The organism is Acrocarpospora catenulata (assembly GCF_018476525.1).
Taxonomy (GTDB): Bacteria; Actinomycetota; Actinomycetes; order Streptosporangiales; family Streptosporangiaceae; genus Acrocarpospora; species Acrocarpospora catenulata.
The window spans coordinates 18,396-42,146 of record NZ_JAHCST010000078.1; the positions used below are offsets into that span (position 1 = coordinate 18,396).

General features: G+C 72.7%; 20 protein-coding genes. 17 read left to right on the forward strand and 3 right to left on the reverse strand.

The genetic code is table 11. The annotated features are described in order from the left end of the window. Positions 1 to 98: 98 nt before the first annotated feature. From KIP79_RS41470 to KIP79_RS41540, 15 genes are all read left to right on the forward strand, one after another. Positions 99 to 1,616 carry a M81 family metallopeptidase gene (locus KIP79_RS41470; RefSeq protein ID WP_214110527.1) on the forward strand — a complete coding sequence of 506 codons (1,518 nt, stop codon included), beginning with the start codon at positions 99 to 101 and terminating at the stop codon, positions 1,614 to 1,616. Between the two features lie 135 nt (positions 1,617 to 1,751). Next, complete coding sequence (locus tag KIP79_RS41475) at positions 1,752 to 2,963, forward strand: sugar ABC transporter substrate-binding protein (RefSeq protein ID WP_214110528.1); 1,212 nt, start codon at positions 1,752 to 1,754, stop codon at positions 2,961 to 2,963. Between the two features lie 23 nt (positions 2,964 to 2,986). Beyond that, the gene (locus KIP79_RS41480) at positions 2,987 to 4,840 is read left to right on the forward strand and encodes an ABC transporter permease subunit (RefSeq protein ID WP_214110529.1); all 1,854 of its coding nucleotides are present in this window, start codon (positions 2,987 to 2,989) and stop codon (positions 4,838 to 4,840) included. A gap of 1 nt (position 4,841) precedes the next feature. After that, positions 4,842 to 5,609, forward strand: a complete 768-nt coding sequence (locus tag KIP79_RS41485; protein ID WP_214110530.1) for an SDR family NAD(P)-dependent oxidoreductase — start codon at positions 4,842 to 4,844, stop codon at positions 5,607 to 5,609. 13 nt (positions 5,610 to 5,622) lie between these two features. Further along, positions 5,623 to 6,921 carry an aspartate aminotransferase family protein gene (locus KIP79_RS41490; RefSeq protein WP_214110531.1) on the forward strand — a complete coding sequence of 433 codons (1,299 nt, stop codon included), beginning with the start codon at positions 5,623 to 5,625 and terminating at the stop codon, positions 6,919 to 6,921. Then, a complete protein-coding gene (locus tag KIP79_RS41495; RefSeq protein ID WP_214110532.1) occupies positions 6,918 to 8,126 on the forward strand; it encodes an enolase C-terminal domain-like protein in 1,209 nt (402 codons plus the stop codon). Before KIP79_RS41490 ends, KIP79_RS41495 begins: the two co-directional genes overlap by 4 nt. Continuing rightward, a complete protein-coding gene (locus tag KIP79_RS41500) occupies positions 8,126 to 8,896 on the forward strand; it encodes an SDR family NAD(P)-dependent oxidoreductase (RefSeq protein ID WP_214110533.1) in 771 nt (256 codons plus the stop codon). The genes KIP79_RS41495 and KIP79_RS41500 overlap by 1 nt, the downstream gene beginning before the upstream one ends. Further along, on the forward strand, positions 8,896 to 10,398 hold the full coding sequence (locus KIP79_RS41505; RefSeq protein ID WP_214110534.1) for a M81 family metallopeptidase: 1,503 nt from the start codon (positions 8,896 to 8,898) through the stop codon (positions 10,396 to 10,398). The genes KIP79_RS41500 and KIP79_RS41505 overlap by 1 nt, the downstream gene beginning before the upstream one ends. Continuing rightward, positions 10,395 to 11,438 (forward strand): class I mannose-6-phosphate isomerase, encoded by a 1,044-nt coding sequence (locus tag KIP79_RS41510; RefSeq protein WP_214110535.1) that lies wholly within the window; start codon positions 10,395 to 10,397, stop codon positions 11,436 to 11,438. Before KIP79_RS41505 ends, KIP79_RS41510 begins: the two co-directional genes overlap by 4 nt. Continuing rightward, entirely contained in the window at positions 11,438 to 12,331 is an 894-nt protein-coding gene (locus tag KIP79_RS41515) for an SMP-30/gluconolactonase/LRE family protein (RefSeq protein ID WP_214110536.1), read from the forward strand. Before KIP79_RS41510 ends, KIP79_RS41515 begins: the two co-directional genes overlap by 1 nt. A 2-nt stretch (positions 12,332 to 12,333) precedes the next feature. Then, positions 12,334 to 13,365 carry a zinc-dependent alcohol dehydrogenase gene (locus tag KIP79_RS41520; RefSeq protein WP_250214717.1) on the forward strand — a complete coding sequence of 344 codons (1,032 nt, stop codon included), beginning with the start codon at positions 12,334 to 12,336 and terminating at the stop codon, positions 13,363 to 13,365. A 20-nt stretch (positions 13,366 to 13,385) separates the two neighbouring features. Then, positions 13,386 to 14,480 (forward strand): zinc-binding dehydrogenase, encoded by a 1,095-nt coding sequence (locus tag KIP79_RS41525; protein WP_214110538.1) that lies wholly within the window; start codon positions 13,386 to 13,388, stop codon positions 14,478 to 14,480. Between the two features lie 10 nt (positions 14,481 to 14,490). Further along, a complete protein-coding gene (locus KIP79_RS41530) occupies positions 14,491 to 15,489 on the forward strand; it encodes an alcohol dehydrogenase catalytic domain-containing protein (RefSeq protein WP_214110539.1) in 999 nt (332 codons plus the stop codon). After that, a complete protein-coding gene (locus KIP79_RS41535) occupies positions 15,486 to 16,229 on the forward strand; it encodes an SDR family NAD(P)-dependent oxidoreductase (protein WP_214110540.1) in 744 nt (247 codons plus the stop codon). The genes KIP79_RS41530 and KIP79_RS41535 overlap by 4 nt, the downstream gene beginning before the upstream one ends. Positions 16,230 to 16,248: 19 nt before the next feature. After that, complete coding sequence (locus tag KIP79_RS41540) at positions 16,249 to 17,097, forward strand: fumarylacetoacetate hydrolase family protein (RefSeq protein WP_214110541.1); 849 nt, start codon at positions 16,249 to 16,251, stop codon at positions 17,095 to 17,097. A gap of 19 nt (positions 17,098 to 17,116) precedes the next feature. Here KIP79_RS41540 and KIP79_RS41545 read toward each other — a convergent pair whose 3' ends face one another. The 3 genes from KIP79_RS41545 to KIP79_RS49870 are packed head-to-tail and all read right to left on the reverse strand — an operon-like array spanning position 17,117 to position 22,022. Further along, a complete protein-coding gene (locus tag KIP79_RS41545; RefSeq protein WP_214110542.1) occupies positions 17,117 to 18,652 on the reverse strand; it encodes an aldehyde dehydrogenase family protein in 1,536 nt (511 codons plus the stop codon). 34 nt (positions 18,653 to 18,686) lie between these two features. Beyond that, positions 18,687 to 19,139 (reverse strand): cupin domain-containing protein, encoded by a 453-nt coding sequence (locus tag KIP79_RS41550; protein WP_214110543.1) that lies wholly within the window; start codon positions 19,137 to 19,139, stop codon positions 18,687 to 18,689. Positions 19,140 to 19,148: 9 nt separating this feature from the next. Next, on the reverse strand, positions 19,149 to 22,022 hold the full coding sequence (locus KIP79_RS49870) for a helix-turn-helix transcriptional regulator (protein ID WP_214110547.1): 2,874 nt from the start codon (positions 22,020 to 22,022) through the stop codon (positions 19,149 to 19,151). Between the two features lie 104 nt (positions 22,023 to 22,126). Here KIP79_RS49870 and KIP79_RS41560 point away from each other — a divergent pair, with 104 nt between their 5' ends. Together KIP79_RS41560 and KIP79_RS41565 are read left to right on the forward strand one after the other, a co-directional pair. Further along, the gene (locus KIP79_RS41560) at positions 22,127 to 23,467 is read left to right on the forward strand and encodes an SWIM zinc finger family protein (RefSeq protein ID WP_308170175.1); all 1,341 of its coding nucleotides are present in this window, start codon (positions 22,127 to 22,129) and stop codon (positions 23,465 to 23,467) included. Beyond that, on the forward strand, positions 23,464 to 23,751 hold a 288-nt coding region (locus tag KIP79_RS41565), incomplete at its 3' end, for a DUF5691 domain-containing protein (protein ID WP_443611874.1). The genes KIP79_RS41560 and KIP79_RS41565, both read left to right, overlap by 4 nt.

Genomic DNA, 23,751 nt, shown 5'->3' on the forward strand with positions numbered 1-23,751 from the left:
AATGGCTCCTTCCGGGTGGATACCCCGTCATTGCGAAGTCCGATATACGGAACTAGATTTCGCTTATCGTACACCTGGCTGATCGGAAGGGCAAAGTGATGACGGTTCGGATCGGGCTGGGCGGAATCTGGCAGGAGACGAACACCTTCGCAGTCGAGCCCACCACATTGGCGGACTTCCGTCAGTACCAGTTCTTCGAGGGCGGGGAACTGGTGGCCTCGCTCCGTGGGACGGGCACTGAGCTGGGCGGGGCCATCGACGCGGCCCGGCGGCGGTCGGCAGATCCGGTGGGGCTGTTCTTCGGTGCCGCGCTGCCCTCCGGAATGGTGCGGTCGCGGGCGTTCGAGTCGATGTTGCGCCGGCTGACCGCCCTCACCCGGGCTCAGCTTCCCCTCGACGGACTGGTGCTGTCGCTGCACGGTGCGATGGTGGTCGACGGCCATCCGGACCCCGAGGCGGAGATCGTCACGGCGCTCCGTGCCGTCGTCGGCGACATCCCGATCGCCGCCACGCTGGACTACCACGCGAACATCGGCGCCACCCTGCCCGAGGTCACCGACATCCTGGTCGGCTACCGCACCTATCCGCACGTGGACATGGCCGAACGCGGCGCGGAGGCGATGGAGGCGGTGCTGCGCCTGCTGCGCGCGCCGTGGCGGGGACGCCGCCCGGCCCGGCACCTGGAGAAGCTTCCGCTGCTCACGGTGCCCCCGTCCCAGGAGGACGTGGCCGAACCGATGCGGTCCATCCTCGCCGCGGCCGACCAGTTACGCGCCGAGCCCGGCGTCTGGGCCGCCAGCGCGCTGCCCGGGTTCGCCTACGCCGAGAGCGACCGGCTCGGGTTCGCGGTGTACCTAGCGGCGGAGACGCACGCGGTGGCGCGCGCCCGGGAGCTGGCCGCCCATGTGTGGCGGGAGCGTGCGGCGTTCTCCGCGCCGCTGGTCAGCCCGGCCGAGGCGGTGGCCAGGCTGGCCGGCGTCCGGGGGCGGGGGCCCACCGTGCTGGTCGACGTGGCGGACAACGTGGGCGGCGGCTCACCGGGCGACGGTACGGCGCTGCTCCACGCGCTGGCCCAAGCCGGCGTTTCCGGCGCCATCGCGGTCATCTGGGATCCGGCCGCGGTGGCCGCGGCGCACGCGGGGTCCGCCGACCGGATGGAGTTGCGGGTGGGCGGCCACAGCGACCCGGTGATGGGGCCGCCGTTCCGCGCGGCCGGGCCGGTCCGCCGCTTCGGCGCCGTGTCGTACCTGCGTACCGGCTCGTACATGCGCGGTCAGCGGGTGGAGATGGGCCGGGTGGCGGTGATCGAGGCGCCGATCGGCGCGATCGTGCTGACCGAGAACCGGGTGGTCCCGTTCGATGACGATCATCTGCGCGCGCTGGACCTGGCGCCGCGCGGCGCTCGCGTGATCGTCGCCAAGGGGGCCATCGCGTGGAAGGCCGCGTTCGCCGGATACGCCGCACAGACCGTTTACGTCCGTACTCCGGGTTACTGTCCGGCCGCGCTCGACCAGCTCGACTACCGGTCCCGCCCGGCACCGCTCTACCCGCTGGAACGGGACCCGGCCTGGGAATCCGCCGTGGCCACCGGGCTGACCTCGGGGAACCTTCCGTAACCTGCCTGGTCACAACTCGGTACCAGTCGAAGATCGCGACACGTCGAGTGATTGACACAGCCGTTCCGGCCTTCCTAATTTGGTCCGCATAGCAAAAACGTAGTCCGCATAGCGGACTAACCCTAAGGGGTAGCAATGCCTGACACGTCGAAGGGCCTGGGCCAGTTCAACCGGCGCGATCTCCTGCGCCTCAGCGTCATCACCGGAGCCGGGATCGCTGTCGGCGCCCCGCTACTCAGCGCATGTTCGGTCGACAGCGGGACGGGCTCGGGCACGGAGCAGAGCTCCGCACCGGGCGCCGCCACCCAGAAAGCGATCGGCAACGGCCTCACCGAGAAGAAGGAGCTGGCACCCTTCCAGTTCGGCGGCCCGGCGGGCGAGAAGCCCGACATCCCCCAGCGGATCGCCTGGGCCAACACCTCCGACGCCGAGTTCTTCCTGCAGATCACCCAATCCATCCAGCTGGCCGCCACCGCCCGCGGGCTGGAGTTCGTGACGGCGATCGCCAACGACGACTCGGCCAAGAACGTCGAGCAGATCGAGACCTTCCTGCAGCGCGGCATCGGCGCGCTGTGCATCCAGCCGCTGGACGCCAACGCCCAGGCGCCGCTGATGAAGCGCGCGATCGAGGCGGGCGCCGCCGTGATGTCGCTGGTGACCCCGCCCAGCACCTCACAGGCCGTCGCCGACCAGTACAAGGTCGGGAACACCCAGGGGCTGGCCGCCGCCAAGTACATCACCGAGAAGCTGGGCGGCAAGGCCAACGCCGTCTATTTCAACATCGACACCATCGAGGTGCTCAAGGCCCGGCACCAGGGCGTGCTGGACGGCCTGAAGACCGCCGGACCGGATGTGAAGATCATCGCCGACGTGCAGCCGCCGGCCCTCACCCAGGATGGCGGCTTCAAGGCGATGAACACCATCCTGCAGGCCCACCCCGACGTCAACGTCGTCGTGGGCGGTGACACGCACTGCCTGGGCGCGCTCTCGGCGCTGCAGGCCGCCGGCAAGGACCGGCCGGACATGTACCTGTCCGGGATCGACGGCGACGAGCAGGCCCTGGCCGAGATCCGCAAGGGCGGAGCGTACAAGGCCAGCTTCGCCTTCGCCTACCCGTTGATGGGCTACGCCTGGGGACAGTTCGCGGCGGACTGGCTGGAGGGCAAGCCGATCCCTCAGGTCATGCAGTTCAACGCCATCGAGCTCAACTCGGCCGAGACCATCGACAAGTACCAGGCCGACATGAAGGCGGTGGCCGAGACCTGGAAGAACGCCGGCACGTACTTCACGCTGCTGGGCTCCATCCGCTACCAGGAACGGGACCAGTTCATCAACTACGCCGCCTGAACCGCCACTTAGGGGTTGCTGCTGTGCCGATCAGTTCCACGCCGGTGAACCGCCGCTACCTGGTTCCCGGCGAGCCCAGCCGGCGTACCGGGCTGGCGATGCTCTGCGTCGTCCTGGTGGCCTACTTCGGGTTCGCCTACGACAACTTCTTCACCGTCTCCAACGGTCTGTCCATTCTGATGAACATCTCGGCGATCGCGATCGCGGCGGTGGGCGCGATGTTCCTGGTCGTCTCCGGCAACGTGGACCTGTCGATCGGCGGCCAGTACGCGCTCATCTCGGTGATCGTCGCGAGCTTCGCCCGGGACCAGGGCAGCGTCTGGGTGGCGGTGCTCGCCGGGCTGGTTGCCGGGCTGGTCCTCGGCCTGACCAACGGGATCCTCGTGAAGTACATGAAGATCTCACCGCTCATCGTCACGTTGGGCACCATGGCCGTCTTCAAGGGACTGGCCTACCTGGTCAGCGAGGGCAAGTCGGTGTTCGGCTTCGCCGAGGCGTTCATCTTCCTCGGCCGGGCCCGGATCAACAACGTGCCGCTGCCGGTCATCATCGCCACGGTCATCTTCGTGGTCGGCGGCTTCTGGCTGCTGCGCACGGCCGCCGGCCTGCGGCTGTTCGCCATCGGCGGCAACCAGCAGGCGGCCAGGCTGACCGGGATCAACGTCGACTGGGTGGTCGTCCGGCTCTACGTGCTCAACGGCCTGCTCATGGGTGTGGTCGCGGTGCTGACCACCGCCCGGCTGGGCAGCGGCACCCCGCAGATCGGCACCGCCTTCGAGCTGGATGTGCTCACCGCCGTCATCCTCGGCGGCGTCGGGTTCGCCGGCGGCAGCGGCCACCCCGCCGGCGTGTTCGTCGGCGTCGCCACCATCGGCATCCTCGGCTCCGGTCTGATCTTCGCGGGGCTGGCGGACTGGTGGCAGCAGATCTTCAAGGGCCTGGTGCTGCTGCTGGCCCTGGGCGCCGACCAGATCGCCGAGCACCGGCGGGCCCGCGCGGCACGCGACGACCCGCCCGCCGAGGCGGCCGAACCGGTGGCGGCGGGGACGTCGCCGCCACCGGACGCCGCCGACGAGTACGGCCTGGGCGTGCCGCGCACCCGCGAGCCCGGCGAGGTGGTGCTCGCCACGACCGGCCTGGCCCGACGATTCGGACCGGTCTTCGCCCTGCGCGACGGCACCTTCTCGGTACGCGCCGGCGAGGTCGTCTGCGTGGTCGGCGACAACGGCGCCGGCAAGTCGACGCTGATCAAACTGATCTCGGGCGTCTACAAGCCGGACGCCGGCCGCATCGAACTGGACGGCCATCCGGTCGAGTTCGGCGGCCCGATCGACGCCCGGCGGGCCGGCATCGAGACGGTCCACCAGGATCTGGCGGTCTGCCCGAACCTCGGGGTGGCCCACAACCTGATCCTGGGCGACGAGCCGCGCCGCCGGATGTTCGGTCTGATCCCGGTACGCGATGACGCCGCCGCCGTCGCCCGTACCAGGACGCGGCTGGCGTCGCTGGGCATCACGCTCACCGACCTGAACCGGTCGGTGGGGCGGCTGTCCGGCGGCCAGCGCCAGTCGGTCGCGATCGCCCGGGCCATGAAAGCGGACATCAAGTTGGTCATCCTCGACGAGCCCACCGCGGCGCTGGGCGTTGCGCAGACCCGGAACGTGCTGCGCATCGCCCGGCAGGCCGCGGAGAACGGCGCCGGCGTGATCCTGATCAGCCACGACATCCGCACCGTCTTCGCCGTCGCCGACCGGGTGGTGGTCCTGCGCCTGGGCCGGGTCGTGTACGACGACTCGGTCCACCAGATCACCCACACCAGGCTCTTGCACCTGATGGCCGGCCTTGAAGACGACTCCACCACCAAGACGGGGAAATGACATGGACGACTTCGACCTGACCGGCCGCCGGGTACTGGTCACCGGAGGCGGGGACGGGCTCGGCCGGCAGATGACCGAGGCGTTCGTGGACGCGGGCGCCCGCGTGGTCATCTGCGGGCGTCGCAGGGAACCGCTGGAGCGGACCGCCGCCGAGCTGGCCGAGCGCGGCGAGGTCACGCCGGTCCAGGCCGACGTGACCGTCCCCGCTGACGTGGACGCGCTGGTCGCCGCGGCCGGCCAGATCGACGTGCTGGTCAACAACGCCGGACTCGCGCACCGTACGCCCTGGCAGGAGGTCGAGTCCGCGGAGTGGCGACGGATCATGACGCTCAACGTGGAGGCGCCGTTCTGGCTCTGCCAGCGTTTCGTGCCCGGCATGATCGAGCGCGGCTGGGGCCGGGTGATCAACGTTGCCTCGGTGTACGGGCTGGTCGCCGGGGACGCCGGCCGCTATCCGGGCCTTGGCCTGGACATCGCCTCCTACTTCGCCAGCAAGCACGCCGTCATCGGGATGACCAAGTTCCTCGCCGCCCAGATCGGCACGACCGGCGTGACGGTCAACGCGCTCTGCCCCGGCATGTTCCCCAGCCCGGCCAACGACGACGCGCTACAGCCCGAGGTGATCGCGGCGCTCTCCGCCGGCACCCCGATGGGCCGGCTGGGCACCGACCGGGAGCTGCGTTCGGCCGTGCTGTTCCTCGCGGCACCCTCCTCCTCCTTCGTCACCGGGCAGAGCCTGGTGGTCGACGGCGGATGGACGATCTGGTGAAGGAGAGCCACTGATGGAATTCGACGTGTCACGGGCACAGGTCGAACAGGCCGCCGCGGTGGTCGCGGGTGGGGTGAACAGCGCCTTCCGGCTCGGCATCCGCCCCCATCCGCTGGTCTTCGCCTCGGCGGACGGCGCGATCCTGACCGATGTGGACGGCAACCGGCTGATCGACTACTTCCTCGGCATGGGGCCGATGCTGCTCGGGCACCGGCCACCGGCCGTCGTCGAGGCCGCGCGGGCGCAGCTGGACCGGAGCATCCTCGTCGCCGGGCAGACCGAACTGGAGTACGCCGCCGCGCGGTTGCTGGTCGACCTGGTGCCCTCGGCGGAGCTGGTGCGCTTCTCCGTCTCCGGCAGCGAGGCGGTGCAGGCCGCGCTGCGGGTGGCGCGGGCGGCCACCGGGCGGTCGGTGGTGGTCAAGTTCGAGGGCCACTACCACGGCTGGTTCGACAACGTGCTGTGGAGCGTGGCGCCGGACCTCGCCAAGGCCGGTCCGCGGGAGGCGCCGGTGCCGCTACCCGGATCGGCGGGCCAGATACCCGACCAGAACATCTCCGTACTGCCCTGGAACGACGCCGAGGCCCTGCGCGAGCGGCTCGGCGCCGGTGACGTGGCCGCCGTCATCATGGAGCCGGTCATGTTCAACAGCGCCGGCATCCTGCCCGCGCCGGGCTACCTCGAAGCGGTCCGCGAAGCCTGCGACGCCGCCGGGACCGTGCTCGTCTTCGACGAGGTGATCACCGGTTTCCGGGTGGCCCCCGGCGGCGCGCAGGAACGGTTCGGCGTGGTACCCGACCTGACCATCCTCGGCAAGGCGCTGGCCAACGGGTTCCCGGTGGCCGCCGTGGTGGGACGGCGGCGGTACATGGATCTGATCGCCGACCGGCAGGTGCTGCACGGCGGCACCTACAACACCCAGTCCATCGCGATGGCCGCCACGCTCGCCACCCTGACCCAGATCAGGGAGGGCACGCCGTACCGGCGGCTCGACGAGGTCGGCGCCCGGCTGATGGACGGGCTGCGCGGGGAGTTCGCGGCAGCGGGAGTGGACGCCCAGGTCGTCGGCTATCCGGCCGTGTTCCAGGTGCGGTTCGGCGCGGTGCGCCCGCGCGACTACCGCGAGGCCCAGCAGGCCGACAACGCGCGGTACGCCGACTTCGCGGCGGCGCTGCTCCGCCACGGGGTGCGGGTGCTGCCCCGAGGCACCTGGTTCGTGTCCGCCGCGCACGAGGACAGCCACGTCGACGCCACCCTCGCCGCGGTCCGCGCGGTGCTCGCCGAGGTCCGACCCGAAGGGACCCTCTCTTGAAGATCGTTGACATCCGTGCGACCCCGGTGACGGTGCCGCTGCGCCGGCCGCTGCGCTGGTCCTTCGGCGTCGAGGTGTCCACCACCCGCACCATCGTGGAACTGATCACCGACGAGGGCCTGATCGGCGTCGGCGAGACCCGGGGCGGCGACGAGGTCGTGCGCGCCCTCATGCTCCACCGCGACCTCTACATCGGCGTCGATCCGATGGAGGTGTGGCGGATCACCCGCCGCTTCAGCGTCTTCCGGATGACCAGCGAGCAGCTGGCGCTGGTCGGCGCCGCGAAGCTGGCCGGCGCCGCCGTGGAGATGGCCTGCTGGGACCTGGTCGGCAAGGCGCTGGGCAAGCGCTGCGGAGACCTGTGGGGCGGCATCGAGAACGAACAGGTGGAGTTCGCCGCGTACGTCTTCTACCGCTACGCCGCCACCGGCGAGATCGGCAACGGTGACCGTCCCGAGGACGCCGCCGACCACGCCGAGGAGCTCTTCGACACCTACGGGTTCACCGACATCAAGTTCAAGAACGGGGTCCTGCCGCCGGAGCAGGAGATCGCCTCGGTCCGCATCATGCGGGAGCGGCTCGGTTCGCGGCTGCGGTACCTGCGGATCGACCCCAACGCGGTCTGGTCGGTGGAGACCAGTGTCCGGGTGCTCAACGAGCTGGCCGACTACGGCCTGGAGTTCTGCGAGGACCCGACCTGGGGGATCGAGGGAATGTCGCTGGTCAGGGAGCGCACCCCGGTCCCGCTGGCCACCAACATGTGCTGCGTCACCTTCGAGCAGATCCCGCTGTCGGTACGGCTGCGCGCGGTCGACGTGATCCTCGGCGACGTGCACTTCTGGGGCGGCCCCAGCTCGGTGCTGCAACTGGCGAAGGTGTGCGAGACGTTCAACCTCGGCCTGAGCATGCACAGCGACCGCGAACTGGGCATCTCCACCGCGGCGGTGCTGCACGTGGCCGCCGCGGAGACGATGGTCAGCCACGCCGTCGACTCCCACCTGCCGGAGCAGGCCGACGACATCATCACCGAGCCGTTCACCTTCCGCGACGGGCGGATCCAGGTGCCGGCCGGACCCGGACTCGGCGTCGAGATCGACCAGGACAAGCTGCGCTTCTACGCGGACTACCACCGCAGGAACGGCGAGGGCAGCGAGTTCGCCGACACCGCCCAGCCCGGGTTCCGCGCGAAGTTCCCGAGGTTCTGATGCCGGCAGGGTCATTGGCGGGCCGGGTGGCCCTGGTGACCGGGGCGGCCGGCGGCATCGGCCGCCAGATCGCGCGGCGGCTGGCGGCCGACGGCGCGGCGGTCGCGGTCAACTACCACCCGGCGGCGGACGAGGAGACCGCCGCCGAGGAGCTGGTCCGGGAGATCGGCGCGGACCGGGCCACCGCGATCCCCGCCGACGTGTCCGACCCGGATCAGGTCGCGGAACTGGTGAGCACGGCCCGCGACCGGTTGGGGCCGGTCTCGGCGCTGGTGTGCAACGCGGCGACGTCGGTGGCCGCGCGGGGCGACTGGCGGCGGCTCACCGCCGAGGACTGGGCACGGGTGCTCGCGGTCAACGTCACCGGCGCCTTCCTCTGCGTCCAGGCGGCCTATCCCGACCTGGCCGCCGGCGGCCACGGCGCGGTGGTGGTGATGTCGTCGGTCACGCCGCTGCTCGGCCGGACCGGGAACCTGCACTACGTGACCTCCAAGGCCGCGCTGATCGGGCTGACCCGGGCGCTGGCCCGGGAGTCCGGCCCGGACGGCGTACGGTTCAACGCCATCGCGCCCGGCGCGATCCGTACCCCGGCGGAGGCGGTGTACGGCGGCGAGGCCGAACTCGCCGCGGACCTGGCGGCCGTGCAGTCGCTGCGCCGGCGCGGCGAACCGGCGGACGTGGCGGCGGCGACGAGCTTCCTGCTGAGCGAGGACGCCTCGTTCGTGACCGGGCAACTGCTGGTCGTCGACGGTGGCTGGGTGATGCACTGATGCCGGTCAGGATCGCCGTCGCGAGTCTCATCCAGGAGACCAACACCTTCTCCCCGCAACCGTCCACCCTGGACGACTTCCGGGCGCAGGGGCTCTGGCTGGGCGCCGAGGCCATGGACAGGTCCGCCGGCACCAACACGGAGTTCGCCGGCGCGGTCGAGCGGATCGGGGAGGCCGGGGCCCGGCCAGTGCCGATCATGCGGGCCTGGGCGATGTCCGGCGGCGTTCTCGACCGGCCCGGCTTCGCCACCCTGCGGGGGCTGCTGACCGACGGCCTGGCCGCCGCGGGACCTGTCGACGCGCTGGTGCTCTGCCTGCACGGCGCGCTGGTCGCCGACGGCGCGGCCGCCGCCGACGCCGTGCTGGTGGAAGCCGCGCGCGCGGCGCTCGCCCCCGGCGTGCCGGTGATCGTGACCCACGATCTGCACGCCAACGTGACGCGGCGGATCGTGCGCGCCGCCGACGCGCTGATCGGCTTCCACACCTACCCGCACGTGGACCAGGGCGAGACCGGGCGGCGCGGCGCCGACCTCGCGCTGCGCGCGGCGGACGGCGGGCCGATGCCGGGTACGGCGCTGGCCAAACGGCCCATGCTGGTGCCGGCCGAGTCGCAGGCCCTGGCCGACCCGCCGATGGCGCGGCTGCGCGCGCTCGCCGACGCGGCGACCGGCGGGCCGATCCTCGACGTGTCGCTGTTCCCGGTGCAGCCCTGGCTGGACGTACCGGAGCTGGGGTTCGCCGTGACGGTCACCCACACCGGAGCGCCGGGCGCCGCGGCGGCGGCCGAGGCGGTCGCCGATCGGATCGCCGGTGCGGCGTGGGACGGCAGGGCGGGGTTCTCGGTCCAGCCGGTGCCGGTCGCCGAGGCCATCCGCCGGATCCGCCCGGGTACCGGGCTGGGGCCGGTGCTGCTGGTTCAGTCCGCCGACTCGCCCACGGCGGGGGCCACCGCCGACAGCGCCGCCGTGATCGCGGCACTGCGGGAGCACGGCCGGGGCCTGCGGGCGTACGCGACGGTGGTGGACGCTCCGGCGGTGGCCGCGTGTTTCGCCGCGGGACCGGGGGCCACGGTCGGCACCGTGGTCGGCGCGACCCTGGATCCGCGATGGTCCGGGCCGACGCCGCTGTCCGGAACCGTACGGCGGCTGGGCGCGGAACCGGTCATTCTGACCGGTGACTCGATGACCGGCCAGGCGATCTCCATGGGCCGCTGGGCGACCGTCGACACCGGCGAGGGCTTGGTGGTGCTGGTGACCGAGCGCCCGGCGCCGACCTTCGATCCCGCCGGATACCGGCACGCCGGGCTCGAACCCGCCGACGCGGACACCGTCGTGGTCCGCTCGGCCACCATGTACCGGGCCGGGTTCCGCGGCATCCACGCCGGCGCGATCCTGCTCGACCTGCCCGGCGCCAGCACGCCCCGGCTCGACTACCTCGAGTTCCGGCACGCCCCGCGACCGCTTCATCCCCTGGACCCGACTCTGGCGGAAGGCAGCCGATGAACTCCAGACCAGCCCCGCTGCTGCTGGCGGACAACCGGATACCGGTCTACTACGCGGGCGGCGAGCGGATCAGCGAGTTCCGGGGCGGCGGCGACTCCCCGACCGGCCCTGAGGACTGGGTCGGCTCGCTGACCGCCCTGCCCGCCGCCCTCCTGCCACCCGGATATCCGCAGGACACGGGCGTCTCGCGGACCGACCGCGGCTCGCTTCGCGACCTGGTGAAAGCCGCCCCACAGGCCTGGCTGGGGGAGGAACTGGCCGCCGCCCACGGCGCCGAGAGCGGACTGCTGGTCAAGCTGCTCGACGCGGGCGAACGGCTGCCGGTGCACTGCCACCCGACCCGCGACTTCGCCCGGGCCCATCTGGGCAGCCGGTTCGGCAAGACCGAGGGCTGGATCGTGCTGGCCGCCGCGCCCGGTGCCCGGGTCTGGCTCGGCCTGCGCGAGCGGGTCGCCGCCGAGGAGCTCCGGCGCTGGATCACGGCCCAGGACAGCACCGCCATGCTCGCCGCGATGAACGAGATCCCGGTGACCGCCGGCCAGGTGTTCTACGTTCCCGCCGGGCTGCCGCACGCGATCGGCGCGGGCGTGATGGTGACCGAACTGCAGGAACCGACCTCGTTCTCGGTCCTCGCCGAGCACGACGCGTTCGGGCTGGGATCGGCGGCGGCGACCCTGGGACTGGGCTGGGATCTCGCGCTGACCTGCTTCGACCTGAACGGCTACGCCGACCGGCTCGGCGAGCTGATGCCGGCCTCCCGTGATCTGCGGTCGTCCTCCGGCGGCCGGCTGCGCAGCCTCTTCCCCGCCGACGCGGACGCCTACTTCCGCGCCTGGCAGGCGGAGTGCACCGAGGATCTGGCCCTGCCGGGCGCCGGATTCGCCGTCCTCGTCGTCACCGGCGGCGCGGGCACACTGGTCTGGAACGGCGGGGAAACCCCCATCGCGCGCGGCCAGACGCTGGTGGTGCCCGCCGCGGCCGGACCGCTGTGCCTGCGGGGCACAGTCCGGGTGATCGCCTGCCTGCCGCCGGAGTGCTGATGGACCTCGGCCGCCTGCCCCGCCTCCCCGCGCGTACCGTACAGGTCGTCGACAGCCGGTGCGCGCTGGGAGAGAGCCCGCTGTGGCTGCCCGGCACCGCGGAACTCCGCTGGGTCGACGCGGTACGCGGTGAGTTGCACACGCTGGGTCCGGGCGGGCACCAACGACGGCCGGTCGTGACCGGGGTGCTCAGTGCGATCGCCGCCGACACCGGCGGCGGCCTGGTGCTCACCGCCGACCGGCGGGTCCTGCGTACGGCAGGGCCGGGCGGACCGGCCACCGAGCTCGCGCGAATCCCCGACCAGCCCCCTGGGATACGGTTCAACGACGCGAAGGCAGGCCCGGACGGCCGGCTCTGGGCCGGCACGGTCTGCCCGGGACAGCCGAACACCGCCGCCCTGTGGTCGATCGGCCCCACCGGCGACACCGTCCGGCACTGGTCCGGAATCAGCCACGGCAACGGCATCACCTGGAACCCGTCCGGCGACACGATGTTCTTCGTCGACAGCGGCGAACGGACCGTGTCCCGCGCCGCGTTCTCCAGCGACGGCGGGGTCGGGGCCGGCGAGGTCATCGCTCGCATCCCCGACGGCATCCCCGACGGCCTGACCGTGGACGCCCAGGCCGACCTGTGGCTCGCCGTCTGGGGTGGCGGCTGTCTGGTACGGCTGCGCGCCGACGGCACCCCGGTCGGACGGGTCGACCTGCCCGACCGGAACGTCACCTCATGCGCCTTCGCCGGACCCGACCTCGGCCTGCTCGCGGTGACCACCGCCGCGGACGACGTCGACCCGGCCGGTGGCGGGGGATCGGTCTACCTGCTGGATGTCGGCCGGCACGGCGTCCCCGGCCATCTGTTCGGCGCGACCGCGGAAAGGAGCGGTGAGCAGTGAGTATGCGACAGGTGTGGATCAACGGGCCTGAGCTGGCCGAGGTGCGCGAAGTGCCGATCTGCCGGCCGGCGGAGGGCGAGGTCCTGGTACGCATGGCCTACGCCGGCATCTGCGGCTCGGACCTGCACACACTGCGGCGCGGGCATCCCTGGCTGCCCTACCCCATCGCGCCGGGCCACGAGGCGTCCGGCGTGGTCGCCGAGATCGGTCCCGGCACGTCCGGTCTCGCGGTCGGTGACGCCGTCTACCTCCGCCCGGCCCTGCACTGCGGACGGTGCTTCTACTGCCGCCGCGGCCGGGAGAACCTGTGCGCCAACCTGATCGGGATCGGCTCGCACCGGCCCGGCGCGTTCGCCGACTACTTCACGGTGCCGCACGCCGCGCTCGCCCCGGTCCCCGCCGGGGTCGGCCTGGGGGCGGCGGCGATGACCGAGCCGCTGGCCACCGCAGTGCACGCCGTCGCCCTGGCGGCCGGGCGCGGCGGGCGGCTGGACGGGTGCACGGCCGCCGTGCTCGGCGGCGGCACGATCGGGCAGTGCGTGCTGCTCGCGGCGCTCGACGCGGGGGCCGCCGCGGTGGCGGTCACCGATCCTGTCCCGGGCAAGCGGGCGCTGGCCACCCGGCTGGGCGCGGTGGCGGCCCTGGACGCGGCCGACCCGGCACTCGAATCCGGCCTCGCCGAGGTGCTCGGCGGCCGTCCGGACGTGGTCTTCGACTGTGTGGCGACCGCCGGCTCGCTGGGGGTCGCGATCTCGCTGTCCTCGCGTGGCGGCAGCGTGATCGTCGTCGGCGTCGGCCACGGTCCGCTGGAGGTCGCCATCGAGGTTATCCAGGACCAGGAGATCCGCATCGCCGGCTCGGCCATGTACGTACCCGGCGACTTCACCGCCGCGGAGCGGCTCATCGCCGCCGGAGCGCCGGTCGACCGGCTCGTCACCTCGATCCGTCCGGTCGGCGACGCGCCGGACGCGCTGCGCACCGCCGCCACCGGCGCCGAAGTCAAGATCCACCTGTCCGGCCCGGCCGCCGGCTGATCGTTGGAGGAGGAAACCCGATGCGCGTAGCCACGCCGGTGCTGTTCCAGGCGGGCACCCCGCACCGCGTCGTCGAACTGGACGTCGACGAACCCCGCGCGGGCGAGGTACGGGTGCGGATGGCGGCCTCCGGAGTCTGCCACAGCTGCCTGTACACCATGAACGGCCAGCACGCGGGGATCCCGATGCCGATCGTGCTGGGCGACGAGGGGGCCGGGGTGGTCGAGTCGGTCGGCCCCGGCGTCACCTCGGTCGCCGAAGGCGACCATGTCATCGTCTCCTGGGCGCCCGGCTGCGGCCGGTGCCGTACCTGCCTGCGGGGAGCCCCCGCCCTGTGCGCCGCCGGGCCGCCACTGGGCCGGATGGCCGACCACACCACCCGGTTCCACCTCGACGGCGCGGAGGTCTTCCACTACGGCCCGGCCACCAACGCGCCGCTGACCGTGCTGAACGAACGCGCCGTGGTCACCGTCGACCCGCGGATGCCGCTGGACCTGGCCGCGCTGATCGGCTGCGCCGCCGCGACCGGGGTGGGCGCGGTGCGCAACACCGCGCGGGTGCGGACCGGCGAGAGCATGGTGGTGGTCGGCTGCGGCGGGGTCGGTATCAGCGCATTGCACGCGGGCGCGCTGGCCGGCGCGTACCCGGTCGTGGCCGTCGACGTGGTGCCGGAGAAGTTTCCCGCGCTCACGGCACTCGGCGCCACGCACTGTGTGGACGCGACGGCTGACGACGCCGTCGCGCGCATCCTCGACATCACCGGCGGTGGCGTGGACTACGCCCTCGTCACCAGCAGCGCGCCCTCCGCGTTCCCGCTCGCGACCCGCGTGCTGGCCCCCCAGGGCACCTGCGTGCTGATCGCCGGCTATCCGGACGGCGCGACGCTCTCCTTTGACCCGGGACATCTGCTCAACGGGGAACGCCGGATCATCGCCTCCAAGTACGGCTCGTCGAATCCACCGGTCGACTTTCCCGATCTGGTCGACCTGTATCTCGCCGGGCGGCTGCGCCTGGACGAACTGGTCTCCCGGAGATGGCGGATCGATCAGGTGGACGAGGCGTATGAGGCGCTCAGCTCCGGCATGCAGACCCGCGGCCTGATCGTCTTCGAGTGAGGGGGAGCCAATGCACGCCGTGGTGGTAGAGGCGCCGGACCGCCTCGCCGTGACCCAGGTGCCCGATCCGGCGCCGGCGCCCGACGGCGTGGTGATCGCCGTCCGTTCGTGCGGCATCTGTGGCACCGACCTGCACCTGGTCAGCGGCGACCTCGGGGTGGACCGGCTGCCGCTGATCCCCGGGCACGAACCGTACGGCGAGGTGGTCGCGGTCGGTGCCGAGGTAGGCGGGTACGCGGTGGGCGACCTCGTCGCCGTGGACCCGTCGCTGCACTGCGGCCGGTGCGACCCATGCCGGCGGGGGCAGGGCAACATGTGCCTGCGGTGGGGTGCGCTCGGCGCCACCAGGCCCGGCGCGTGGGCCCAGTTCGCCGCGGTGCCCGAGGCCAACCTGTACCGCCTGCCGGAGTCGTTCCCCCTGGAGGCGGCCCCGCTGGCCGAACCGGTGGCCTGCGCGGTTCGCGGCCTGCACCGGTTGAACCCCCGGCCCGACGAGCCCGCGATCGTCTTCGGGGCCGGCACGATGGGGCTCATCCTGGCGATCATGCTCGACTCGCGGGGCGTCGGGCCGGTGACCGTGGTGGACATCAACCCGGCCAGGCGGGAACTCGCCGAACGGCTGACCGGCGCGCGCGCCTGCGACCCCGAGGAAGCCGCGGGGCTGCGGGCGCCGTGGGTGATCGAGGCGACCGGCAGCCCGCGGGCGTTCGCGCAGGCCCTCGACTGCGTGGCGCGCGCCGGCCATCTGCTGGTCTTCGGCGTCGCCTCGCCGCAGGCCACGGCCGCGGTGTCGCCGTACCGGATCTACGCCGACGAGTTGACCATCGTGGGTTCGATGGCCATCCTGAACAGCTTTCCCCCGGCCATCGACGTCATCCGCCGTCACGCGGCCCGGCTGGCACCGCTGGTCACCGACAGGTTCGAGCTGGATCGGATCGACGACGCGCTGGCCCTGGTACGGTCCGGCCGGACCGTCAAGACCGTGCTCACCCCGGAGGTACGGCCGTGACCGGGCGTACGATCTTGATCACCGGAGCCCGCCGGGGCATCGGGGCGGCGCTCGCCGAGGGCTTGGCGGAGCCGGGCGTCACGCTGGTGCTTCACCACCTGGCCGCCGAGCAGGAGACCGCCGAGGTGGCGCGGCACTGCACGGAGGCGGGCGCGAAGGTGCGGATCGTCGAGGCCGACCTGACCGAGCCGACCGCGGTATCGGCGTTGGCGGACCAGGCCGGCGCGGTCGACATCCTGATCAACAACGCGGCCAGAGCCTCGAACGTGACCCCCGACGAGCTGTCGCCGGCCGAGTGGCAGGCGACCTTCGCGGTGAACGTGACCGCCCCGATGCTGCTGGCGCAGGCGCTGGCCGGCGGGATGCGGACACGGGGCTGGGGGCGGGTGATCAACATCACCTCGGCCACGGTACGGCTGGCCGGCCCCTCCGGACCGGCCTACGTCGCCAGCAAGGCGGCGCTGGTCGGGCTGACCCGGTCGCTGGCGCGGGCGTGGGGCCCGGACGGCATCACGGTCAACGCGATCTCGCCAGGCGCGATCAAGACAGCGAGCGAAGTCGAACTCGCCGACGGCCGTGACCAGGCCGAACTGGACGCCGACGTGATCGCCCGGCAGACGATGCGCCGCCGGCTGGTGCCGGCCGACCTGGTCGCGGCGGCGCGTTTCCTGGCCGGTGACGGCGCCGCCGGAGTCACCGGCCAAGTGATCGAGGTCGGCGCCGGCCTCGTCTACCGCTGACCCCGAAAGGAGAAGTGCCTTGTACCTCATGCGCATCGGCGCAACCGGCGCCGAGAAGCCGGTCGTCCGCGTCGATGAGTCCCACTACATCGACGTCTCGGACGTCACCCCCGATTTCGACGAGCGTTTCTTCGCCGCAGGCGGCACCGCGCTGCTGGCCGACCGGGTCGCCCGGGGCGATGTGCGGGCGTTCGCCGGCGAGCGGGTCGGCGCGCCGATCGCCCGGCCGCACCAGATCCTCTGCATCGGCCTGAACTACAGCGACCACGCCGCCGAGACCGGCCAGGCCGTCCCGGCCGAGCCGATCCTGTTCACCAAGTCGCCCAACACCCTGATCGGCCCGTACGACGAAGTGCGCATCCCGCGTGGCGCGTCCAAGACCGACTGGGAGGTGGAGTTGGGCGTCGTCATCGGCCGCCGCACCTCCTACCTGGACTCGCCGGAGGAGGCCGCTGACGCGATCGCCGGATACTGCGTGGTCAACGACGTCAGCGAGCGCGCCTTCCAGCTGGAGCGCGGCGGCCAGTGGAGCAAGGGCAAGTCCGCCGAGACGTTCAACCCGGCCGGGCCGTGGCTGGTCACCCCGGAGGAGGTCCCCGATGTCAGGAACCTCGGCATGTGGCTGGAGGTCAACGGGGTGCGCCGCCAGACCGGCACCACCAAGACCATGATCTTCGACCCGTACGTGATCGTGCACCACCTGAGCCAGTTCATGGTGCTGGAGCCCGGCGACCTCATCAACACCGGCACCCCGCCCGGCGTCGGCATGGGCCACAATCCGCCCATCTGGCTCCAGCCCGGCGACGTCATGGAACTCGGCATCGACGGGCTGGGCAGCCAGCGCCAGCAGGTCGTAGGACCCCGGTAGCAGCCTCGCGGCCACTGGTTCAGAGGCGGAAGCCGAGGTCTGGGGTGATGTCGGCGACGTCCATCTGGGCCTTCTGCAGGCGGCCCGAGTAGTCCCAGTTCAGGGCCTGCCATCGGGTGAACTGGTCGAGGACCCACATTCCGGATTGGCGGCTTCCGTTACCTGACTTTCCGTTTCCGCCGAAGGGGAGGTGTGCCTCCGCGCCCGAGGTCGAGTTGTTCACGCTGACCATTCCGGCCGAGATGCCCTCCCGGAAGCGGAACGCCGCCTTCGGGTCGGTGGTGTAGATGGAGGAGGAGAGTCCATAGCCGGGCTTGTTGGAGAGTTCGATCGCCTCGTCCAGGGTCTGGTAGGTGGTTACGCCGACGATCGGGCCGAAGGTCTCCTCAAGGAAGAGACGATCACCGTCCCGTACACCGTCCACGATCACCGGGTGGTAGTAGAGCCCACCCGCCCCGGTGAACTCGCCACGCGGATTGTCAGCGCTGATCTGCCCAACCGGGCCGGAAACCACCTGGTGATGGGGTTCGATCCACCCCAGATACGCCTCGAACCGGTCGGCGAAGCGACGATCCAGAAGGGGCCCGCAGAGGACATCGCCGCCCGGATCCCCGATCTCCGCGGCCCCGACGGCCGCCGCGTACCGAGCCACGAACTCATCGTGCACCGACTCGTGCACGATCACCGTGCCCAGCGAGGTGCACCGCTGCCCAGCAGTACCGAACCCCGCGAATAGCGCCCCCTCGACGGCGAGGTCGAGATCGGCGTCCGCCGTCACCACCATCGGATTCTTCCCACCGAGCTCCAGACAGGGCGCCTGCAGGTGACGCCCACAGAGCTCACCCACCCGCCGCCCCACCTCGGACGACCCGGTGAACCCGACCTTCTGCACCAACCCTTCGGCCAGCCCCCGCTCAAGCCCCGCGTAGGTGGTCTCCCCGTCCGCGAAGACGATGTTCAACACCCCATCCGGCAACCCAGCCGCCACGAACAGCCGGAAAAGCGCGTGCGCGGACGCGGCGGCGTACTCGGCGGGCTTCCACACCACGGCGTTGCCGCAGAGCAGCGCGGGCACCAGATACCAGGAGGGCACCGCCACCGGGAAGTTCCCCGCCGTGATGATCGCCGCCACCCCCACCGGCGTACGGAAGGTGAACAGGTTCTTGTCCGGCATCTCGGACGGCACGGTCTGCCCGTACAGCCGCCGCCCTTCCCCCAGGAAGAAGTCGCAGGTGTCCACGATCTCCCGAACCTCGCCCAGCGCCTCCGCGTACGGCTTGCCGATCTCCTCGGTCACCAGCCGCGCCAGCGTCTCGGCGTTGGCCTCCACCAGCCGCCCGATCGAGGCCACCACCCGCCCCCGGACGGGAGCCGGCACCCGCGCCCACTCCGCCTGCGCCTCCTTGGCGGCACGGCAGGCTCCCGCGAACGTCTCGACGTCCGCCAGCCGGACCTCCGCGACGATCTCGTCCAGCCGGGCCGGATTGACCGACTCGTAGACCGGCCCAAGCGAGCCGTCTTTCCCTGCGATTACGGAAACGATGTGGCGGGTCACCGTCGACCTCCAAAATGCTCCACGATGGGCATGCTCATCCTTCAGTATTTCCGTCTCCATCGAGCATCCGGAAGTCCGCGAAGTCAAACCCCGGCGACACCACGCAACTCACCAGGACGCCCTCCTCCCCGGCGGGCCGCGCGGCCTGCCAGGTCCCCGCCGGCACCAGCGCCTGCGGCACCTGCCCACCCGCCACATCCGGCCCCAGCACGACAGCCGTCTCCGCACCGGGAGCGGCCCCATCCCCGCCCAGGGTCAGCACCAGCGGCCCACCCCGATGCCAGAACCAGAGCTCGGCGCTGCGCACCACGTGCCACACCGACTCCTCCCCGGGCTCCAGCAGAAAGTAGATCGAGGTGGCGCTGCTCCGCGCCCCCGGATACCCCGGCGGCTGGAACGCCACCGGCGACCGCCACACCTCCCGGAACCAACCACCCTCGGGATGCGGAACCAGCCCCAGCTCTTCGGCGAGTTTCGGTGTGCTCATGCGAAAATCCTAGTTTTCCTGACCCGCGATGCCCTCCTGATGGGCGATGGCCGCGGCCTGTGTCCGCGTGGTGGCCCCGAGTTTGGCCAGGATGTTCGACACGTGCACGCTCGCCGTCTTCTGCGAGATGAACAACCGCTCCCCGATCTCCCGGTTGGACGCCCCGGCCGTCACCAGGGCGAGCACCTCCCGCTCCCGGCTGGTCAGCCCGCCCAGCAGGCTCGGCGGCGGCGCCTCCCCGGCCGCGAACCTGGCCCGGCGCCCCAGCTCGGTCAGGGCCCGTCCGAGCGGCGCCGCCCCCAGTTGCTCGGCCACGGCCACGGCGGCGTGCCACTCGACCCGGGCCGTTTCCCGCTCCCCGGCCTCCAGCAGGGCTTCGGCCAGCCGCCACCGTGACCGGGCCTCCTCGTACCGGAACCCGAAGCCGAAGGCGTGCACCGAGGCCCGCCAGACCTCCGGTGTGGCGGTGCCGCACACCCGGTGCCACTCCGCCTCGGCCCGGGCCAGCCAGCCCAGGCCCTCAGGGCCGAGCTCCCCGCGCGGCCCGGACAGGCCGTTGGCCGCCGCGTGCCGCGCCGCCGCCAGCAGCTCGTCGGCCCGCTCCCGGACCGCCGCCCGCTGCTGGCTGCCCAGTTCGGCAAGCGCCCACAGCCCCGTGGCCGCGATCCGGATCCACCCCGGATCGTACGGCTTGAGCGTGCCGGCCACCGCTTCCACATGCTCCCGCGCGGTGCCCGGATCCCCCCGCCAGAGCGCCTGCTCGGCCGCCATGCCCCGGGCCATGTAGTTGACCAGCTCGTCCCCCCAGAACGGCGCCAGCCAGCGCAGCCGCTCGTCGGCGGCCTCCCGCCCCTGCCCGACCTCCACGAACAGCGCGAAGGAGGACAGCGTCGCCTCGGGGATGGTGCCCACCCGCACCCCGAACCCGGCCGCCAGCGTCTCGGCGGTGGCCCAGTCCCCGTCCACGTAGTGCACCAGATACTGAAGGAACCGCAGGTCGGTGCCGAACAGGCTCCAGGTGAGCCCGGTCTCCCCGGCCAGCCGGATCCCGTCCTCGGCCGACTTGGCCGCGGCCTCCAGATGGCCCTGCTCGAACTGCACCCGGGCGTGGTTGAACCGGGCCCGCAGGTTGATGGACAGGATCGGCGAGTTCTGCGCGGCGGCGCCGGACAGCAGCTTCTCGGCCTGCGCGAGGGTGCCGGTGGCCTCCTCGAACAGGGCCAGCGAGACCAGCGCGGCGGCCTCCGCGTCGCCGGCCCCGGTGTGCCGGGCCACCTCCAGCGCCCGGGTGGCGGTGGCCCGCGCCTCGCCCGGCTGTTCCGCGGCCCAGAGCGTGCGCGCGTAGGTGGCCAGGGCGCGGGCCAGCAGCGGGCTGTTCCCGAGCGGGTCGAGGGTCGTTACCGCGGTGCGGGCCGCGTCCAGCATGCCGGCGAAATCGTCCACGTCGGCCTGGTAGTAGGCCAGCCGCTCGTTGACCTCGGCCACCAGCTCGGGGGTGGTGGCCAGCCGCCGCAGCCGTTTGAGCTGGGCGATGGCCCGGTGGTACTCGCCGCTGTCGGCCGCCGCGGCGGCGCTGTCCAGGGCCAGCCTGGCCAGGGTGACGCCGGTCAGCCGCTCGGCGTCCGGCACATGCTCCCAGTCGGCCAGGGCGCGGTCGAAGTGGCGGTGCGCCTCGGCGGGGGCGCCGAGCTCGATGGCCCGCCGCCCCGCCGCCACCGAGGCGAGCACCGCGCCGCGCGGGTCGTGCGCGGCGGCGTAGTGGTGGGCCAGCTCGGCGGGCGCGCCGCCGAGCTCGGTGAGCAGGCCCGCGAAAGCCAGGTGCAGCCGGGTCCGCTCGCCGGGCAGCAGGTCGCCGTAGACGGCCTCCTGGAGCAGCGCGTGCCGGAACTGATAGCCGGTCCGCCGGTCCACGGTGAGCAGGCCGCGCGAGACGATCTCACGCAGCGACTCCTCCAGCGGCCCGTCGGCCAGCCCGGCCGCCGCCCTGAGCAGGTCGTGGTCGACCCTGCGCCCGGCCACCGCGGCCACCCGGATCACCTGCTGCGCGGTGTCCGGCAGCCCTTCCACCCGGGCCATCAGCACGTCGGCCAGTGTGCCGGGCAGCCGCTCGGCCTCGGCGGTGGCGGCGAACAGCTCCTCGGCGAAGAACGGGTTGCCCCCGGCGCGCCGGATCACCCCGTCGAGCACGGCGGTGTCGCCGTCGCACAGCTCCAGCAGGTGGGCGGCGATCGCGTCGTCCGGCAGCGGCGCCAGCTCCACCCCGGTGACCAGCGGCAGCCGGTGCAGCTCGGCCAGCACCGGGCGCAGGGGATGACGGCGGTGCAGGTCGTCGGTGCGGTAGGTGCCGACCAGGCAGACCCGCTCCCGCTGGAGCATCCGGGTCAGGAACACCACCAGGTCGCGGGTGGACCGGTCGGCCCAGTGCAGATCCTCCAGCACCAGCAGCACCGGCCGCTGCCCGGCCACCTCGCCGAGCAGGCTGATCGTCGAACCGAACAGCCGCTGCTGCGCCAGCCCCCCGGTCACCGGGTCGCCCGGCGCGGCCTCCCCGTCCGGCAGCAGCCGCCGCAGCACCGGCCGCGCGGCCAGCGCCCCCGGCACCGGCCCGTCCGGCCCGGCCCCGCGCAGCGCGTCGGCCAGCGGCAGGTACGGCAGCGCGTCCCCCAGCTCCGCGCACTGGCCGACCAGAACCTCGAACCCCCGCTCCCCGGCCAGCCGGGACAGCTCCTTGACCAGCCGGGTCTTGCCGATCCCCGCGTCGCCCCCGACCAGCGCGACACCGGCCAGCCCCCCGGCCGCCGCGTCGAGCACCCCCCGCAGCCGGGCCAGCTCGGCGGACCGCCCGATAAGCTCGCTATGGGTGCTTTGAGCGAATCGCGCCATCACGGAGTGAGTATTTCACGCGCCACCGACAGAACCCGGACCCCGAACAACGGGCTGAACTGGGCGGGCTTGTTTTGTCGTCCGCCCCGGATATGGTGCGGCGCGTGATCGAACGTTGGAGTCGGGATCAGGTGCTGGCGCTCGCGCCGGACGCCGCGTCGCAGAAGGCGGCGGCAGGTGTGAGCGCCCCCGCGAAGTGGCTGGTGACCGGGGTGACCGGGGCCGTGGTGTGGGGGGAGTGCAAGGGCAGCGGCGCCAAGCCGTACCGGGCGTGTGTGGATCTGAGCGAGCCCGCGTACAAGTGCAGTTGCCCGAGCCGGAAGTTCCCCTGCAAGCACGCGCTTGGCCTGCTGCTGCTCTGGTCGGCGGACGGGGCGCCGCCCGTCGAGGAGCCGGTGGACTGGGTGGGCGAGTGGCTGGACCAGCGCCGGGAGCGGGCGGCCAGGCAGGAGGCCAGGGAGAAGGCGAAGGCGGAGGCGGAGCCGACGGAGAAGGCCGAGAAGGTCACCGACGAGCGGCGCGCCCGGCAGCGGGCGGAGCGGGTCGAGGCCGGGCTGGCCGACCTGGAGCGCTGGCTCCGCGACCAGATCGCCCACGGCATCGCGGACGCCCGCCGCACCGGCCTGCGGGACTGGGACGAGCTGGCCAAACGGCTGATCGACGCGCAGGCCCCCGGCGTCTCCAGCGCGGTCGCCGGGCTCAGCCGGGTGCTCAGGCACGAGGACTGGCCGGCCAGGCTGCTCGCCGAGTACGGGCTGATCCACCTGCTCGCGGTCGGCTACCGGCGCAGCGCCGAGCTCCCGGCGGACCTGGCCGAGACGATCAGGTCCCGGGTGGGCTTCTCCACGCCGAAGGAGGCCGTGCTCGCCCGGCCCCCGGTCCGCGACCACTGGCAGGTGGTGGCCACCCGGGACGAGGAGCGCGACCGCCTGGTCTCCCGCCGGGTCTGGCTGCACGGCCGGGCCACCGGCCGCCCGGCCCTGGTCCTGTCCTTCGCCCCGGTCGGCCAGGTGCTGGACGCCTCGCTGGTGCTGGGCACCACGCTCGACGCCGACCTGGCCTTCTACCCGGGCGCCGCGCCGCTGCGGGCGCTGGTCGCCGAGCGCCACGCGCCCGCCACGCCCATCCAGGCTCCGCCGCACGGGATCCGCGTCGCCGAGGTGCCCGGCCTGATCGCCGACGTGCTGGCCAGGGACCCGTGGACGGAGTCCTGGCCGCTGATCCTCACCGACGTGGTGCCGGCCCGCTCCGGCGACGCCTGGCATCTGACCGACCACCATCCCAAGGAGGAGAACGCCGTGCCGCTGCTGCCCTCGGCCGCGCCGCCGTGGAACCTGGCTGCGGTCTCCGGCGGCCATCCGGTGACCGTGGCCGCCGAGTGGACCCCCGACGGCCTGCGCCTGCTGACCACCTGGGACGAGTACGGACGGGTGGTGACACTGTGAGCGAATGGGAGCACCTGGTCTCGGCCGCGCTGGTGGGCAGCGACCGCGGGGCCGGCCCCTCGGCGGCGGCCGTGCTGGAGCAGGCCGCCGTGGAGGTGGCCGGGCGGCGGGCCGGGCAGCCGCTGGTCCGGGCCGAGCCGCTGCCGCCGGCCCCGGAGGAGACCCGCCCGGCGGCCCCGCGCCGGGCGGGGGACCGGCTGGCCCGCATGCTCGGCGGCGAGCACCCCCGGCTGGTGGAGGAGTGGCTGGAGATCGCCGCCGAGCGGGGCGTCCGGGTGCCGGCC

Bases quoted from the DNA above. Each gene is read 5' to 3' on its own strand.
- KIP79_RS41550 (WP_214110543.1), bottom strand. From the start codon at position 19,139: ATGAGCACACCGAAACTCGCCGAAGAGCTGGGGCTGGTTCCGCATCCC.
- KIP79_RS41505 (WP_214110534.1), top strand. From the start codon at position 8,896: ATGCCGGTCAGGATCGCCGTCGCGAGTCTCATCCAGGAGACCAACACC.
- KIP79_RS41510 (WP_214110535.1), top strand. From the start codon at position 10,395: ATGAACTCCAGACCAGCCCCGCTGCTGCTGGCGGACAACCGGATACCG.
- KIP79_RS41485 (WP_214110530.1), top strand. From the start codon at position 4,842: ATGGACGACTTCGACCTGACCGGCCGCCGGGTACTGGTCACCGGAGGC.
- KIP79_RS41470 (WP_214110527.1), top strand. From the start codon at position 99: ATGACGGTTCGGATCGGGCTGGGCGGAATCTGGCAGGAGACGAACACC.
- KIP79_RS41525 (WP_214110538.1), top strand. From the start codon at position 13,386: ATGCGCGTAGCCACGCCGGTGCTGTTCCAGGCGGGCACCCCGCACCGC.
- KIP79_RS41530 (WP_214110539.1), top strand. From the start codon at position 14,491: ATGCACGCCGTGGTGGTAGAGGCGCCGGACCGCCTCGCCGTGACCCAG.
- KIP79_RS41515 (WP_214110536.1), top strand. From the start codon at position 11,438: ATGGACCTCGGCCGCCTGCCCCGCCTCCCCGCGCGTACCGTACAGGTC.
- KIP79_RS49870 (WP_214110547.1), bottom strand. From the start codon at position 22,022: ATGGCGCGATTCGCTCAAAGCACCCATAGCGAGCTTATCGGGCGGTCC.
- KIP79_RS41520 (WP_250214717.1), top strand. From the start codon at position 12,334: ATGCGACAGGTGTGGATCAACGGGCCTGAGCTGGCCGAGGTGCGCGAA.
- KIP79_RS41475 (WP_214110528.1), top strand. From the start codon at position 1,752: ATGCCTGACACGTCGAAGGGCCTGGGCCAGTTCAACCGGCGCGATCTC.
- KIP79_RS41500 (WP_214110533.1), top strand. From the start codon at position 8,126: ATGCCGGCAGGGTCATTGGCGGGCCGGGTGGCCCTGGTGACCGGGGCG.
- KIP79_RS41490 (WP_214110531.1), top strand. From the start codon at position 5,623: ATGGAATTCGACGTGTCACGGGCACAGGTCGAACAGGCCGCCGCGGTG.